At 49.9% G+C, this 15166-nt stretch carries 22 protein-coding genes; 3 read left to right on the top strand and 19 right to left on the bottom strand.

The window, feature by feature from the left end; all coding sequences use genetic code 11:
• Positions 1 to 78 precede the first annotated feature (78 nt).
• Together V5G21_RS00670 and V5G21_RS00675 are read right to left on the bottom strand one after the other, a co-directional pair.
• Entirely contained in the window at positions 79 to 522 is a 444-nt protein-coding gene (locus V5G21_RS00670; RefSeq protein WP_338465098.1) for a hypothetical protein, read from the bottom strand.
• Positions 519 to 857 carry an RNA polymerase subunit sigma gene (locus tag V5G21_RS00675; RefSeq protein ID WP_338465099.1) on the bottom strand — a complete coding sequence of 113 codons (339 nt, stop codon included), beginning with the start codon at positions 855 to 857 and terminating at the stop codon, positions 519 to 521. Before V5G21_RS00675 ends, V5G21_RS00670 begins: the two co-directional genes overlap by 4 nt.
• Before the next feature lie 56 nt (positions 858 to 913).
• On the opposite strand from V5G21_RS00675, the gene V5G21_RS00680 reads away from it, so the two are divergent.
• Positions 914 to 1783 carry an ATP-dependent DNA ligase gene (locus V5G21_RS00680; RefSeq protein ID WP_338465100.1) on the top strand — a complete coding sequence of 290 codons (870 nt, stop codon included), beginning with the start codon at positions 914 to 916 and terminating at the stop codon, positions 1781 to 1783.
• On the opposite strand, the gene V5G21_RS00685 is transcribed toward V5G21_RS00680, so the two are convergent.
• On the bottom strand, positions 1770 to 2990 hold the full coding sequence (locus tag V5G21_RS00685) for an HsdM family class I SAM-dependent methyltransferase (RefSeq protein ID WP_338465101.1): 1221 nt from the start codon (positions 2988 to 2990) through the stop codon (positions 1770 to 1772). The genes V5G21_RS00680 and V5G21_RS00685 overlap by 14 nt on opposite strands.
• 78 nt (positions 2991 to 3068) lie before the next feature.
• Between V5G21_RS00685 and V5G21_RS00690 the strand changes: the two genes are divergently transcribed.
• Complete coding sequence (locus V5G21_RS00690) at positions 3069 to 3446, top strand: hypothetical protein (RefSeq protein ID WP_338465102.1); 378 nt, start codon at positions 3069 to 3071, stop codon at positions 3444 to 3446.
• Here V5G21_RS00690 and V5G21_RS00695 read toward each other — a convergent pair.
• The 15 genes from V5G21_RS00695 to V5G21_RS00765 all read right to left on the bottom strand — a co-directional run bounded on the left by V5G21_RS00695 (position 3402) and on the right by V5G21_RS00765 (position 12690).
• Positions 3402 to 3998: a dephospho-CoA kinase gene (locus tag V5G21_RS00695; protein WP_338465103.1), complete on the bottom strand. Its 597-nt coding sequence runs from the start codon at positions 3996 to 3998 to the stop codon at positions 3402 to 3404. The two genes, V5G21_RS00690 and V5G21_RS00695, sit on opposite strands and share 45 nt — an antisense overlap.
• A complete protein-coding gene (locus V5G21_RS00700; protein ID WP_338465104.1) occupies positions 3995 to 4525 on the bottom strand; it encodes a hypothetical protein in 531 nt (176 codons plus the stop codon). The genes V5G21_RS00695 and V5G21_RS00700 overlap by 4 nt, the downstream gene beginning before the upstream one ends.
• Positions 4526 to 4536: 11 nt before the next feature.
• On the bottom strand, positions 4537 to 5061 hold the full coding sequence (locus tag V5G21_RS00705; protein WP_338465105.1) for a 3D domain-containing protein: 525 nt from the start codon (positions 5059 to 5061) through the stop codon (positions 4537 to 4539).
• Positions 5062 to 5126: 65 nt separating this feature from the next.
• Positions 5127 to 5831 (bottom strand): FAD-dependent thymidylate synthase, encoded by a 705-nt coding sequence (gene thyX, locus V5G21_RS00710; protein ID WP_338465106.1) that lies wholly within the window; start codon positions 5829 to 5831, stop codon positions 5127 to 5129.
• Positions 5828 to 6112 carry a hypothetical protein gene (locus tag V5G21_RS00715; protein WP_338465107.1) on the bottom strand — a complete coding sequence of 95 codons (285 nt, stop codon included), beginning with the start codon at positions 6110 to 6112 and terminating at the stop codon, positions 5828 to 5830. The genes thyX and V5G21_RS00715 overlap by 4 nt, the downstream gene beginning before the upstream one ends.
• The gene (locus V5G21_RS00720) at positions 6112 to 6300 is read right to left on the bottom strand and encodes a hypothetical protein (RefSeq protein WP_338465109.1); all 189 of its coding nucleotides are present in this window, start codon (positions 6298 to 6300) and stop codon (positions 6112 to 6114) included. The genes V5G21_RS00715 and V5G21_RS00720 overlap by 1 nt, the downstream gene beginning before the upstream one ends.
• The gene (locus tag V5G21_RS00725) at positions 6297 to 6596 is read right to left on the bottom strand and encodes a MazG-like family protein (RefSeq protein WP_338465110.1); all 300 of its coding nucleotides are present in this window, start codon (positions 6594 to 6596) and stop codon (positions 6297 to 6299) included. The genes V5G21_RS00720 and V5G21_RS00725 overlap by 4 nt, the downstream gene beginning before the upstream one ends.
• Entirely contained in the window at positions 6596 to 6781 is a 186-nt protein-coding gene (locus V5G21_RS00730) for a hypothetical protein (protein WP_338465111.1), read from the bottom strand. Before V5G21_RS00730 ends, V5G21_RS00725 begins: the two co-directional genes overlap by 1 nt.
• A 418-nt stretch (positions 6782 to 7199) precedes the next feature.
• Positions 7200 to 8216 carry a ribonucleotide-diphosphate reductase subunit beta gene (locus tag V5G21_RS00735; protein ID WP_422397443.1) on the bottom strand — a complete coding sequence of 339 codons (1017 nt, stop codon included), beginning with the start codon at positions 8214 to 8216 and terminating at the stop codon, positions 7200 to 7202.
• A 75-nt stretch (positions 8217 to 8291) separates the two neighbouring features.
• Positions 8292 to 10547, bottom strand: a complete 2256-nt coding sequence (locus tag V5G21_RS00740) for a ribonucleoside-diphosphate reductase subunit alpha (protein WP_338465112.1) — start codon at positions 10545 to 10547, stop codon at positions 8292 to 8294.
• Between the two features lie 23 nt (positions 10548 to 10570).
• Positions 10571 to 10729, bottom strand: coding sequence for a hypothetical protein (locus V5G21_RS00745; protein WP_338465113.1), 159 nt, complete (start codon positions 10727 to 10729; stop codon positions 10571 to 10573).
• The gene (locus V5G21_RS00750; RefSeq protein ID WP_338465114.1) at positions 10729 to 10947 is read right to left on the bottom strand and encodes a hypothetical protein; all 219 of its coding nucleotides are present in this window, start codon (positions 10945 to 10947) and stop codon (positions 10729 to 10731) included. The genes V5G21_RS00745 and V5G21_RS00750 overlap by 1 nt, the downstream gene beginning before the upstream one ends.
• Complete coding sequence (locus tag V5G21_RS00755; protein WP_267522316.1) at positions 10944 to 11111, bottom strand: hypothetical protein; 168 nt, start codon at positions 11109 to 11111, stop codon at positions 10944 to 10946. Before V5G21_RS00755 ends, V5G21_RS00750 begins: the two co-directional genes overlap by 4 nt.
• Positions 11112 to 11639 carry a crossover junction endodeoxyribonuclease RuvC gene (locus tag V5G21_RS00760; RefSeq protein WP_338465115.1) on the bottom strand — a complete coding sequence of 176 codons (528 nt, stop codon included), beginning with the start codon at positions 11637 to 11639 and terminating at the stop codon, positions 11112 to 11114.
• Positions 11629 to 12690, bottom strand: a complete 1062-nt coding sequence (locus V5G21_RS00765; protein WP_338465117.1) for a hypothetical protein — start codon at positions 12688 to 12690, stop codon at positions 11629 to 11631. The genes V5G21_RS00760 and V5G21_RS00765 overlap by 11 nt, the downstream gene beginning before the upstream one ends.
• Before the next feature lie 92 nt (positions 12691 to 12782).
• Here V5G21_RS00765 and V5G21_RS00770 point away from each other — a divergent pair, with 92 nt between their 5' ends.
• Positions 12783 to 13028 carry a hypothetical protein gene (locus V5G21_RS00770; protein ID WP_338465118.1) on the top strand — a complete coding sequence of 82 codons (246 nt, stop codon included), beginning with the start codon at positions 12783 to 12785 and terminating at the stop codon, positions 13026 to 13028.
• Here V5G21_RS00770 and V5G21_RS00775 read toward each other — a convergent pair.
• Complete coding sequence (locus V5G21_RS00775) at positions 13012 to 15162, bottom strand: DNA polymerase (RefSeq protein ID WP_338465119.1); 2151 nt, start codon at positions 15160 to 15162, stop codon at positions 13012 to 13014. The genes V5G21_RS00770 and V5G21_RS00775 overlap by 17 nt on opposite strands.
• Between the last annotated feature and the right edge of the window lie 4 nt (positions 15163 to 15166).

Here is a 15166-nt window from a genome sequence, read left to right on the forward strand (position 1 = left end):
CTCTTATTTGTTACCTTAAGTATAACATAAAAAGTGTACGCTGTACACATAAAATTTAAAAATAAAAAAGAAAAGGGCTTATTCGCCCGTTTTTAAAGAGTAACTTACGACTGGCTGTGTCTTAATAAACGCATTGTAGCGGCGGCGCCTCTCTTTATTACGCGCTTTCGCATGGTGGTTAACGTACCAATTTTCGTAGGCCGACCGCCTCTTGCGCGTTGGTAGACGATGACTCCGCCCGTCAGCGCCAATTTCCAGCACATCAACCGTGTAAGGCGCCTTTTTATTATCACGCCGCTTACGTTGTGTGTCCGACTCAAACGGGTAATCAATAAGCGTCATTTTGTCGGGATGGCTCCAACGTAAGTCATCACGCAGTACATACGAGTTAAGCGCGTCTATGTCGGCGCTGCTTACTTTCCGTCTTTCTAGGCGAGCAGCTACATAAAACGCTTCTACCGCGTCCATGCGCGCCTTTACATCGTCCAAGTTTTCGTCGATCACGTCCTTCGCCGTCCTCATACGTCATAACCCTCCTTATGTCCCGCCCAATAATAGTACACGTCCGCGATCTTTTGCTCGGCTCCGGCTACGTAGTCCGCAACACGTTGTTGGCGCGATCCCATTTCGGCCGCCCCTGCCGCTTGCGTCATATCGCGTATATATACGTAATGCAGGGCCTCGCGTTGTCTGCGCGTTAAATTCGCTTGCTTAATGGCCGCGCCCAAGTCGACTAGGACGTCAACGGCCGTGTAATCACCGCTGTTGGCGCGGGCTTGTAACGCATGTATGTCGCTGAGTAATAACCGTACTTGTTGCGGCTGGGATAGCGCTGGGTAATCGTATATAATAAACACCCCTTTTCCATTAGTCTCCTAACCTAACAACTACTTTTTAATGATAAAATCGTCATATGAATATAAAACCTATTAAACCAATGCTTTTGCACAAAGTTGTTGATATAAATAACCCCTTCGACGGCGCGGACTATATTACGGAACTCAAGCTCGATGGCATCCGTCTGATCATCGTCAAGGCCCCGACCAAGGACTTCCGCATATTTACACGTCACGGAACGGACGTCACTCGCCGCATGCCGGAACTACACGACTTTGCCCGCGCCTTGCCGCCCGATACCGTAGTTGATGGCGAAGTTATATTGTCGGACTCTAGCGGAGCGCCCGACTTTGAGGCGCTAATGGAGCGGTTCCACGTCACGAACGCACTAAAGGTGGCGTCGGCCTCGGTGACACGTCCGCTAATATACTGCCCATTTGACGTTATCCGCGTAGATGGTCGCTCTATTACGCGCTTGCCGTTAATCGACCGCAAGGCCGAGCTGACCGCGCTCTTAGCCGTACAGCCCGCCAATGTTGCTCCGGTAAGCTACGTCGAAGGCAACGGTGCTGCTTATTTTAACGCGGTCAAGGAGCGTAATCTTGAGGGCGTCGTCGTTAAGCGCGCTGACTCGTCTTATTACATTAATAAACGCTCCAAAAACTGGCTCAAGCACGTTAATTACGCGCAGGAGGACGTATTAATAACCGGCTATCGTACCGCTGGCGACTTCGGCTGGTTGCTCGCGTTTGAAGACGGTAGGCCCGCCGGAATACTTGAGCTTGGCGTCCCGGCCGACGCTAGACATGCCGTTTATCGCGCGGCCATTGCGGACGAGGTGAAAGGGATAGCGCGTTTAAGAGAACCGATCCCATGTCGCGTGAAGTACCGCAACCTTACAAAGGCGGGTTATTTGCGGCTGCCGAGTTTCGTTACGTTTTTGTAGCGGAGCTTTTTAATGTGTCGTCCTGCCACTCTAAACAGGCGTCAAACCACGTACCGCGCCCGTCAATTTCCTCGCCAGCACCTAGCGTTAATTCCTGCCAACGTAGCGGCCCGTCGCTGTACGTGTATTCTGCGTCTCTAATGCCGTCGCACATCCCGTTCCCGTGCGAGAAGAAAAAGGCTTCGTTCCCTTTATCCACTCCGTACCATGACGGTATGTGCGGGTACAGGTTTTCGCGGACAAGACCGCCGTCCGTAAAGTCTTCGAGCAGAGCGTCTAGTTGCGATTCTTCCCCGTCCGGTATCGTCACCTTTCCGTGTTTGTCGATGCCGATGTCTGTTATTTTCGCAAAGTATGCTGGCGTCTGGCCCTCGAGGAACTTCGCGCCATAGTCGGTAATGTCGCCGAAATCCGACCGCCTAAAGTTGCTGCCCCACTTTTTCGTTGCTGGCTCGACTAGCTTCGCGTTTGGCGGCGCCTTGCGTATAATCAATATCTGCGTGGCTATCGTCGTACCTGTCGCGGCAAAAGTTTCGCCCGGCAGTAGGATAGTAGCGACTTGCCAGCAGGTTTCGTGCATATACGCCCGCAGCTTTTTCGCATAGTTAGCAAACGCAAGCCCCGTCGGTAATACAAAAGCGACATAACCGCCCGGCTTAACGGCCTTAATCGCTAATTCGATAAACGCAACCTCTGACTTCCCTTTGCGCCTACCTCGCGCCTTTGATAGCGTCCATTCCTCCAATTCAAATGGCGGCGCGAACTCGACGCTAACCCCATACGGAGGATTGCCGATAACCAAATCGTAATAGTCGCGGCGGTCGTGTGTTAGCGCATCCCCTTCGACTACTGCCACGGACGGATAAAGTAAGGACGTCACCTTTGCGCTGGTTTTATCGAGTTCGAGCGCAGTTATTTCCGCGTCCGACGGTGCGTGCTCTATGAATACGCCCGCTCCTACAGACGGCTCTAGTACGCGCGGTTTCGCAGGCAATAGCGGCTTTAGCGCGTCCCACATAAAGCGAGCTACGTGTGTTGGCGTAAAGAAAGCGCCGCCTGAGTACGCGTTAGGCAGCAACCCACCCGCTGACGTATAATTTTCGCGCAAAAAGATTAAGTCATCCTCTGTTATTTGGTCGAGAGGCTTTGCAATAATCTCCATCGACTTTACGTTGCCGTCCCATCGACGGCGGTCAGCTTTACCCATAACGCCCTCCTTCGCTTGACTCTCGTACGTTTATCGCATAAAATAGTCGTAATAATCGTTAATAATCGAGGTGATAACGTGTCAATAACGTGGATAAGCTCACATAATACCGCCGCCTACATTACGCTGGACTCGCAGGGCCGTATTTATGTTTCCGCTGATGCGCGGCGTATAATCAAGTTGCCAGATAAGACCGGCTTCTTCCTGACGATGGGCTACGACCTAGAGGCGCAGAGGCTTATCGTAGCCAAGCCTGAGGACGTTTCCGCCGACGTCGAGCCGTTCAAGTTCGACAACCGCGCCTATTGTAAACGTGCAGCCGCGATCCTAAAGGGCGCTAATCTCGATAAGCATGCGCCGCCAATTCGCTTTTATATGATCGGAGACGGCGAAGCGTCTAAACAGGCTCATTTAGCGTACCCGCCCGGCACCTACGCGTTTGCTTTGCGTGATTAGTTCGCCCATAATCGCATCCACTTGGCGCTTTAAATCGTCTAGCGTAACGCCCGCGCCGTTATTGATGACATAGTCCGCCTCAAATGCGTCTAGCTGCGTTTCGGTATCGTGCTTAAGGTCGTCAATATTGAAACGGTCGCCAGCCGCACGCATACGCTCTAGGCGCGTGACGTCATCGGCCTCAACGCGGATGATCGTGTAACCTTCCGCGCGGCAACGGTCGTATTCGTTACGTTGGCGGACGTCGCCCAACACCGGAAATAGCGGCGCAAGTGCAAGGGCAGCTCGCCTGCGTTGCTCATCGTAAATTTTGTTAAATACTTCACGAATCCAATAATCCTCTCCGTGTGTGTAGCGCTTATACTGTCCGTATAAGATGTATCCGCGGCGAGGCTTCGGATGGCGCGGTATATGCGGATTCTCCTTGTGGAAACCGTCCTTGACGCCGGAAGCAAATGCAAACGCTGTAAACCCGTAATCTTCACATAGAATGCGTTCCACCTCGCCTTTACCGCTCCTAGCAGCGCCAGTCAAAGCGATTTTTAGCGTCATTCGCACGCCTCCTTTTCGGAAATTACATAAAAGTTTCCGTCCTCATCTTTCGCGGACAAGATTTCGTATCCGCCGTCTTGTCCGTGCAATAACGTTACTTGCTTTCCGTTTAAATCGGCTAAGCTATACGTTTTAAGTGCGGAAGTGTCGAATACCTTCCGTTCGATTTCGTCAATGCGATGGTCGCGGCGTCTTAGTAAGTCTGTAATAGTGCCGAGCGTTTCCGTTACATCGTCGCGTAGGCGCTTATTTTCGCGCTCAAGTTCGTGGACGCGGCGAGTTAAATTGGCGGTGATTTCGAGTAGTTCGTCGGTCGGCGCTGTTGGTTCGAGTACGCGGTAATAGCCCTCGCTTATTCTGATGACCTCGTCTCCGGTTTCCGGACAAGTGTATCCCGATATGCTAACCCCAACATCTTCCACTTCCGTAACAATACCGTCGTCAACGTGAACGACCTTATCTCCTTCTTTTGCCATCCGCGCCACCTCTTTGTAAGTAACGCCATCGATTACGTGTGTTTTCGCCATCTTACCGCCTCCTAATCGTTTAATATACGCAGTTCTACGCTTTGCCTACCGAAGTCCCACGCCTCTGCTTCCGTCGCCACTAAAACGTCTATCTTCGCTCCCTTAATTGCACCGCCAGTGTCTTGCGCCTGTGCCGTAAATGTCGTGCCGTCGGCTAACCGTACTTCTACCCTCGAGCCTAGCGCTATGCTGGACGGATCAACGGCTATAATACGGTCACCTCCGTGATAAATCGAGCCGCGGACATCGATGCCGGTCGCTGTAACGCCCGAACATCCAGAATCACATAGCGCGATATAGGCCGTAGCTTCGTAGGTTAGCCAATCGGCAGAAGCATTAGCAGTATCGCTACCACCGTCAATATCGGAACGCTCAACACCGCTATCGCTTCTATCCACTGATCCGTCGACATCGTCGGACTCTTCTTCCTCGACTGTTGCCGCGTCCTCGTCCGCTGTAGCTCCGTCAGTTTCTCCGCTTCCGTCTTCGGCGGGCTGTATTTCGCCTGCGGGTTCTTCTTCGTCAACTTCGGCCACCGTCCTTTCTACGTCGTTTATCGTCTGTATCGCGAGTTGGGCGCTACATAGCGCTATTGCTACGACTAATCGGATAGTAGTTCACCCACCGCGACAGGGAAATGCGGCTCGATCAATTTTAAGATCGCCTTGGCATATTCTTGTATTTCCTTCTGCGCATCGTGTTCCAGCCGTTGGGCGAGAAAGTGGCAAACGGATTGTAGAGAGGCCGTCCAGTACCAGCGGACGTACATTCCGTAAGCCGGAAGGAATAGGCGTGCTTGTTCCGCGCAAATACCGTCAGCTATCGCTTTATCGTAAAGAGTCTCTCCTAATGCGATTAACTGATGCAACTCGCTAGAGTATTCGGCTCCAATCGACTTTGCTATAGGCTCAGCGCTACCTTGCTTAGAGCTTTCCGGTACTGACCGCCACTCATCGTCACGCGGTACGTAGAATACTGGTTCCTCCGTTATATATCTCCGCGAGCTTTCGTTCCAAGCGTCTAGGGAATCGCCGGAACCTTCCGCATGAGCCGATCCAATTACGTACTTCCACCATTGGCGTGCGACCATCAACGGAGCGTAGATTTCGAATTGTGCGATGGCGTGGCGGAAAGGTGACGTATGGCCTTCCCGCGCAAGAAACTTAATAAGCCGGATGTCTCGTTCAGATAGTTCGCTAGATTCTTTCGCGTATGATACGCGGGCAGCGTTAACGACGGTGAGGTCGCTGCCCATTACGTCTACCAAGCGGATATAGCCATGATCTAAAATGCCTAATTTCGTCATTCATCGCCCTCCTCGTCGTAATAATCTAGCGGATTGTGACCTGACCATGTGCGCCCTAGAATTGCGGTAACTTCCTTAACTACCTCATCAGATACATTCAGTTTAGTAATATCCGATTCTTCAATAGTCCCGTACACCTCGCTATGCTTACCGAGGATTTCTCCGAAATTAACGTTCTTTCCAATAACGCCATTAACATCTCCCTCTGCCGCGACGAATACTGATTCGACTCTTCCTGATCTACCGCAGTCCCACGAAAACTTCCATAGCTTATCGGCCATCACTGATCCTCCTTCGGTGTATACTCGATAATATCGTAATCCTCTTCGTTCAGACTTCGCGCTTTAATAGCCGCCTTCGCTCGCCCTATTGACGTATAAACGAGCAGTTTTCGCTTATCTTTCCAACCGCTAGACTTCGTTGGGGTTTTGCCATTCTTATCGACCAACACGTAGATTGATTCGCTCATAAGTCCGCTTCCTTTACGAATACTCCATCCACCATTTTTCCGCGACGAGCTTTGATTTCGTCGTAAGCGAGCGCGATACACTCCTCGATGTCGATGCCTAGTTGCGCGGAAAGAATCGTTAGCACAACGTAGATGTCTCCGATAGAGTCCGCTATTTGAGACGGACGATCCTTCGCCATACCTTCGGCCAATTCTCCTAGTTCCTCGAACAATTTAAGCATTTGCTTGTCAGGGTTCGCGGTATGGAGATTACGGTCAACCGCCCACTGTTTGATTTTCGCTGTTAAATTCGTCATCACAACGCCTCCACTTCGTCATATTTAAATCGATACATGCGATGGCCGTCTTCGTCACCTTCGTCCATTTCGACCTGCACGGGCAACATTTCGCGATCACGGGTAGGCGCGATATAAACGACCACGCCCGTCCCGTTAACGTGAAAGTTTCGTGCGTATACTCGCTGGCCTTCGTTTAGGTTCAACGTTCGTTCTCCGCATTAGGTGTGTGGTATCGTTGGGTTTCGTTATCTTTTAGCCACGCCTTGAACTTCTTACGATAAACAAAATACTCAAATATCTGATGCGTCGCTTTCCACGTCATATAAAGTTTATTTAAGACTAGGTACCACAGCCATCCGATCAACACAATAAGAGATAGGAAACCGAGACTAATTACCGCGTAGTAAGCTACCCCGAAGATGAAAACACTCATTCTGCGCCCTCCTTCGTTTTAATTTCGTCAGCTATCGTCCTTAGCGAATCAGCGCAATTGCAGACGGCTAGGACGATTAGCGTTAGGACTCCGTAGTATATTCCGTTGTAAACTCCGTTGAATAGCGTGAAGACCGCGAGGACTGCTGCGGCTATCGCGATGTCTAGTCGGGTCATTGCGTCGCCTCCTTATAAGTCATCAAATCCGTTATCAATACCTGTTTTTGTATATTGTCGCGGCTTCTGCTCGAAGAAATCGGTCTTTCCGCTATCTACGTCTTCGTAAGCCTTTATCCACCGTAGCGGATTTTTGTGTGGGGCATCTGGGAATGCCTCTTTACCGAAGCCCATCTGACTGCATCGTACGTTTGCGTAAAACTTGATGTACTGCTCAAGATCGGCCATCGCAATCCCATCGATCTTGTCACCGATAATTGTTCGGCCCCATTCGATTTCCAACTCACCTGCGCGGCGGAAAGTGTCTTGTGCGAAAGCCTTTAATTCAGGCGTATCGTACTCCGGGTACTCCGCAAGAACTTCCTTAAATATCTTGACAAATAAATCCACGTGAATTTGTTCGTCGCGATTTATATAGTTAATCATTGTACTAGTTGCAACCATCTTTTGATTTCTAGCCAAGTTGTAAAAGAATGCGAACCCTGAATAAAAGAACAGGCCTTCGAGAATCACGTCGTAAATGATTGACTTTAAAAAATTGTCCACACTAGGCTCCTCGGCAAAAGCCCGGTAGCCCTCCGTCACGAAATCGTTTCGCTTACGTAAGGTAGGTTCAGTTCGCCAGTAGTCAAAAACCTCGTCTTGTTTCGCTTTGTCAACGATGCTCGACAATACGTAAGAGTACGAATGGTTATGGATAACTTCCTGCTGCGCCAACATAATCATGAGCGCGTTAAGGGACGAGTCAGTGAGATAGTCCGCGACCTTACCGGCATAGTCGCTTTGAATCGAGTCTAACAACGCAAGCAATCCAATAATTTTAAGAAACGCATCCTTTTCGGCATCCGACAACTTCGGAAACTGCTGAATATCGCTAGACATCGATATTTCAAATGGCGTCCAAAAGTTCGACAGCATGCGCTTATATTTCGGGTAAGCCCACGAATACCGTACGTCGTCCCAATTAAGGACATTCGAGGATAACCCGTTTATGATCGCGGTAGACTTGTTAGGAGCCTCGGCATCCATGATGTGGCGTTTGTTAATATTCAAGCGGATTCCCCTTTCTTTTTCCATGTTTTCTTGATGTTAGTCACTCCGTAGTCACTGGCACCACTCGCACGCTTCGACTTCATCTGAGGTTGAGCGGATATAGTACGTTGTTTTCAGCTTATTTTTCCACGCAGTAAGGTGCAGGTCGAGTAAGTCTCGGGCCTTAATGTCGTTCGTGACGTAAAGGTTAAATGATTGTGACTGGTCTATATGGCGCTGTCGAGCGGCATTCTGAGCTATACTCGTCTTTTGGTCGATGAGATACGCTGTTTTCTTATAGATTTGCCATGTTTCGTACGTAATGTCGGGCGCCGTTACTGGAATCTTATAGTCGCGCTTCTCTTCGCTATATTCCACGTTGAATATTGGATCGATTGACGCCGTACTTCCCGCGATAATTGCCGTAGACATGTTCGGAGCGACAGCGAGTAGATAGCCGTTACGAATACCGGTTTCCGCGATTTGCTTCTTCAGACTCACCCAGTTTCCGCCATATCCCCGCTGCTTAAAGTACTCTCCCGTTTGCCAATCGCTTCCCTCGAACGCAGGGTAGGCGCCCTTCTCCACCGCTAAGTCCGCGCTTGCTTTAATCGTAAGGTACGCGATCTTTTCGTATAGTGCGTCAGCATACTCGACAGCTTCGTCCGATTCCCATTCGATTCCTTTTAGCGCCAGTAGGTGGTGCCATCCGAATGTTCCGAGTCCTACGCCGCGATACTTCTGATTCGTTAGTTGAGCTTGTAAAACCTCGATGTTGTTTTGGTCAATTACGTTATCTAACATCCGAACCTCTATCGCGATCAAGCGCTCTAATACGTCGTCAGTGACGGCCTTTGGAAGATTGATTGAAGACAAGTTGCATACTACGAAGTCTCCCGGACTCTTTATCGTAATAATTTTTCCGTCTTCCGTATAGGACTCATCTACCGTAGTCGGGGACATATTCTGGCTTATCTCCACGCATAAATTTGAGCTATAAATCATCCCAGCGTGCTTGTTCGGATTCTTCCGGTTAACCTCATCGCGATAAAACATATAAGGCGTTCCCGTCTCTAGTTGCGAAATCATAATTCGCTTCATAATGTCGATAGCGGGGACTTTCACCTTGGACAGCGCGTTTTCTTGTACGCACTCTTCGTAACGCTGACGGAATTGTCCGTCTCCCTCTTTTTCGTCGTAGAAGTCTTCGAGTGAGTAACCCATTACCTTGCGGACTTCGTGCGGATCAAAAAGGAACCAATCGCCGCGAGCTTCGACTTTCTCCATAAACAAATCCGGCAGACAAACGCCTGTAAAAAGGTCATGTGTCCGAAGGCGCTCGTCTCCATTGTTAAGTCGCGCATCAAGAAACGAAAATATGTCTTTGTGCCAAACGTCTAAGTAAGCAACAATCGCGCCTTTACGAACTCCGCCTTGATCGACACTCACCGCGGTATTATTAAGCTGCTTCATCCACGGAATGACACCGGAAGACGCGCCTACGTTCGTACGAATGTCGGAACCTCTTGCGCGGATTTTGCCTACGTAAACGCCGATTCCGCCCCCACCTTTACTCAGCTTAGCGACGTCCGTATTGCTGTCGTAAATACCTTCTAGGCTGTCCTCCACTGTATCTATGAAACAACTAGACAGTTGACCGTATGTCTTGCCTGCATTAGCCATGGTAGGGGTTGCAACAGTCATATAGAGATTAGATAAGGCCCAATAAGCTTCTTTTACAAGCTCAATTCTTTTATCCGAAGGCTCATCGGCCATAAGATGCATTGCGATAATCAGCCAGCGCTCCTGGGGTAGTTCGTATGTTTCGTTTTTATAGCGGGCTAAGTAGCGGTCGTGTAGCGTGACGATTCCTATATAGGTAAACAACTCGTCGCGAGAAGGGTTGATTATTTCCGCGAGATCAGCGATTTCTTCCTTTGAGTACCGCTGTAGAATTAGAGGAGAATATATTCCTTTGTTTGTTAATGATGTTAGCAAGCCGTAAAAATCTCCGTACTTTTGCTCTGCGTCGTACACACGGTTACGGGAAGCTTCCTTATACAGTCGATGTAAATAGGTTTTAGCGGCAACAAAAGTCCATTCAGGCCTTCCCATATCGATGTTTTCGAGCATGGCCATAATAATCTGATCCGTTATGCTGCTTGCTTTGTACTCTTCACGAGACTCTATGGCAGGAATTAAACGATCAGTAATTGTTTCTGATCTAAGTTGTGGGTAATCTGATGTCATGCGTTTAACGAATTTTTCTAGCCTCACTCTATCAAACGGCAATCTTCTTTTACCTTCATTTTTTGTAATAGTTGTCAATCAGATTCCTCCCTTAGTCGAAATTAATTAAGCACCGCCAGCGCAATCCAGACGGTCGGAACGGCCACGGCGAGCCATGCGATAAAAATAGCGAACTTATTGTCGACCTCATCGTTTAGGGCCGCGATGGTCACGGCAAAGAATACGAATACCTGGCATATGAGCGCGATAACTGCGAACATTATTCGTCCTCCTTCGCGTTAATTTGTTCTTCTAAGCGGCAAATGAGCGATAACTGTCGGGCCATACCGCGCACTTTCTCATCGTAATCGGCCTCCGCTTCTGCGAGTTTTTTGCGGAGAAATTCGACGTTAAAGCGCGCATCGTGGACGGACTCTTCGATGTAACGAAGGAACTGCTTACGTGAAGCGAGTTCTTGTTCGGGCGTGTAGTCACTCATCGTTCGCATACCTCATTAAAAAGCAGCACCATGAATACGAAGGCAAGTATCGACATAAACATCGCGTTAAAAATGACACCCGGAGTAGGATCATAAACATCAACCAGGAACAAAATCAGCAACAACGCCCAAAAACCTGCGCCAAGGTACCCGAAATACTTCATTCAATCGTCCTCCCCTATCGTTATTAATTTTTCGCGTACACAGTACGTCAACGCCACCGCAGCAGCATCGCTATGGTCGTCCGTCTTAAACGCGTAATCTTCTTCTAGTCGTAGGATGTCTCGCACACCTTGCGCTACCTCCGGCTTCTTAGCATTCCCGTTTCCAGTTACCGTCTTCTTAACGTTAGCAGGCGTCACATGGACGTCGACTTCGTACCCGTATCGATGTAGCGCGCGTTCAACAGACGCCCAAGTTCCGTGAATCTTATTGTTTTGCGCATAGTTGCGACTCGGCGGCCAAATTTCGCGCACCACCACATCAAACGGCATATGATCGCGGATAAATAGTAGCGCGAAGGCTTCGATCTCCTCATACCGTAAGGCTTGCGGAGTGGCGGCCGCTGTCGTAAAGTGGGCGGTCGTGACGAGGGAAGGCGCGCCCTTTTTAACGTCGACTACCGCGAAGCCTGGCGATGTGATCGAAAGGTCAAGTCCGAGTATACGGAAGGGCTTCGGTTTAGTCGCCATTGGCCGCCGTCCCTTCGCGAACTTTTTCGATAAACTGAACGGCCTCTTGTAGCTGCAACTTTTTCCAGTCCGGCATTCTACTCGCAAGTACGCGTTCTAGCTGTCGTTTGTGCCGCGCAAATTCTTCGTCCGTCGTCGACTTAGCAATCGCAGTCTTATATTTGTTGAAACGCCACTCGCTGATTAAATCGATTTCCGGTGGCTCCTTAGTGCGCCAAGCCTTCGTTACCCTCGCAAACTTTGTCAGCACTTGGTCGCGATTATCCTGCGTAACGTAAAGTCCGAACGTTTTGTTTCGGTTAATGTCGTCAGCCCACTTAGCTCCATACGTAAGATGATTCAGTACGATGTAGTAATCGAGTCCGTACATTTCCGAATAGCAATACGTTTGTAAGACGTGTCCTTCTTTAGGTGCGTTGAGCCGCTTAAACTCCGCGTAAGATTTTTGGAACGACTTGACCTCTAGGCCGACGCGGCATTCCGTTCCGTCGTCCGCGGTGTAAATCATAATTCCGTCCGGCAGCCCGTTGAGCGCAAATCTCTCACCCTCGTACTCGCACTCCTTAACTACCTTAACGAAGTGTTCAAAGGCTGGCTCATTTCGTGCTGTCCGTTCAAATCGAAACTTCGGCTTCTTCCCCGTCAACTTTTCGAAGTGGCGCTCTATCAGCAACATTTCGCGCTGTATATATTCCCCCACGACGCTGCCAAGTCCAGTCCAATCGCGCTGATTAGGCGTTGGTACTTGCGGATCAGCCGCCTTACGTCCTCCGACCGCCTTTTCGTACAGTTCGCGGTCGCTGTTGCCGGACGACGACGGGCTAAAAGCGGGCCTTCTCGTTCCGTCCGGCGCGTACAAATACTTGCGCCAACCGTTCACTTCCGCCAATTGTTCGCGTAAGACAGCCGCATATTGTTCGTGCAGTTCCGCGTCCATTTCGTCATCGTAAGGCTGCGGGTGCCGGTGGAACTCCGCTAGCATGTCGTTAAAATCCTGCGCGATTATTTCCGCGAACTTCTGTTCCGGGGCGGTTACGTCTAGTCCGCTCAATGCGTCCTGTCCTTTGATTATCGCGATAAGATCACGCTCCTAATTTATAAATGTGTGGTATAATCTAGTAAACTTGTGAAGAGGTGATAATATTGAAAATAAAAGAGTTAGATACTGAAAGGCTATATTTAATCCTTATTAAACTACCCCTAGTGAGCAATCATGCTAATCATAGTTGGATAAAATCTACGTTGAAAGATTACGTATTGCCTGGCGAAAACCAATTAGAGGCACAGTTTGTTAAAGATATTTTTACTCTTAAAACTGAAGAAATTATAGAAAAGTGGTACGGTGGCGACCATTCTGCGTACGATTTATTATCTAAGCTAACAAATTGAACCATTCTTCAATCGATCTACCCTCTCCCCACCTTCTACTCACTTCGACGTCGGTCTTGTTTGGTACTGATAGTTTCACAGTATTTAAGAAGACCGCTTCGAAGTCGCGTACGTCCTCTATCGTCAAATCCTCGTTCGCATACACGCCGATTTCGTCATGGACTGAGAAGGCCATCTGCCATCCTTTTGCACGACATAATCGCTGTAGCTCGATCATTGTCTTTTTCGTCTGTATGGCCGCGCTGCCTTGGATTATAGCGTTTGTTGCCTGCCGCATCGCTCGAAACTGTACGAAACGATCGCGGGACTTAGCTTCGGGCAATCGGCGCTTCCTCCCGTACAACATCTTTACATAGCCGTACTTTTTCGCGAACTGTTCGTTGCTGTCAATCCACGCTTTCACTCGCGGATATGTCTCGTAAAAATTCTCAACGAAATCTCTCGCTTCCTTTTCGCTAATATCGAGCTGTTCCGCTAGGGTTTTCGGGCCTACACCGTACATGACCGCGAGTATGCCCGTTTTCATCATCTTCCGCGGTTTTGATCCGTCGCCACACTCCTCAATCGGTAGCTTAAACAGTTCGCTCGCGGCCGTGGAGTATAAGTCCTTGCCGCTTCGATAGGCGTCCAACAACACCGGCTCCTGCGTAAAGTGCGTGAGAAAGCGCGGCTCCTGCTGCGAAAAGTCTCCGCTAAGAATGACTTGGCCCGGCGGTGCTACGAATAGCTTACGCGCATAAACGGGCTGGTTTTGGAGGTTTGGCGACTTCGAGGCGTAGCGCCCCGTCACCGTACCGTCCTGCTGAAACGTCCCATGTACGCGCCCGTCCGCCTGAACCAGTGACGGCAATGCGTCGATGTATGTGCCGAGCAACTTCGATTTCTCGCGATATTCTAGTAGTAACTTGATGCCGGAATGGTGCGGCGCCAATAGTTTAAGCGTCTTAACGTCGGTTGAGAGCTTGTAGCCTTTAGGCAAGTGTCGGTCGAGCTTTAGTTCCTCGAAAAATAGCTTAGATAATTGCGCGGGACTGTTTAAGTTAACGTCCCCGAACTCTTCCGTGAGGTTAGCGGAAATTTCGTCAAGCTCCTGCCGCAGCTCGTCACCTAGTTCCGCTGCCTTTTCGCGATCAAGAACGAAGCCCGCCGACTCCATTTCGATTGTTACGTCAATGACCGGATTTTCCACTTCGTTGTAGTAACTCAGCAAGTCTATCTTTTCGAGGTGGGCCTTTTGAAAGTTCCGTAATTTAAGCGTCACGTCGCCATCCTTGGCCGCGTATGCTAAGGCTTGCGTCAGATCGCCTACTTCGTGGAATCCTTTAGAGCCGAATAAGTCTCCGTACGTATAGGACGGTATCTTTAGGTATTTCGTGACGAGACTCTTTAGCTGATAATTGCCACCCTGTGCCCGCTCGTTTTCGTTTAGTACGTGCATCGCGACTTGTGTATCCCACGTAAGCCCCCGCAACGTCACGCCTTCCCGCGCCAACATATGAATGTCGAACTTCGCGTTATGGGCGATCTTGCCGAGCTGTCCGTCCTCATAATACGGCTTTAGGCGCTCAGTCACGTAGTCATGGTCGAGCTGTGCCGCCTCCGTAACGTGCTTGGTCGGTATATACGCGTGTACGTCCGCTTTGACCGCGCTGATTACGTGGCCGACGATGTAGTCGTTAAAGATGTCGACGCCCGTTGTTTCGACGTCAAATACGATTTCATCCTCGGCGGCCAGTAGCGCTAGAAATTCGTCAAGTCCCGCCTTTGTCGTAATCAGCCAGTAATTGTCCGGCGTTTCCGCGACCATTTTAGCGAGCATATCAGCGCGCTTCTTTTCGAGGAGGCCCGGATACAGCCGCAGCGCTTCCGCCTTACTAAACGCTTTAGGACGGCCAGCCTTCGTGACGGCGTCGCGGGGATCACGACCGATAACCCCCGCATCCATAGCCGCCTTTACTTCGTCCAATTTTCGTCTGTCGGCCGCTGCCAATTTATCGTTAGATAGAATGCGCGCCCAAGCCTCGTCAATCGTCTCCGCTGCCTTGCGGGCCTGGACGGCGCTCTTTACACGCTCATTAGGCGCCGCCGACGTAGGCTTATCGATGTTTAAACGTAGCTTTGCGATAGGAACCACGCTC

The sequence above is a fragment of the Shouchella rhizosphaerae genome, assembly GCF_036700015.1.
In the GTDB taxonomy this organism is placed as follows: domain Bacteria; phylum Bacillota; class Bacilli; order Bacillales; family Bacillaceae_D; genus Shouchella; species Shouchella rhizosphaerae.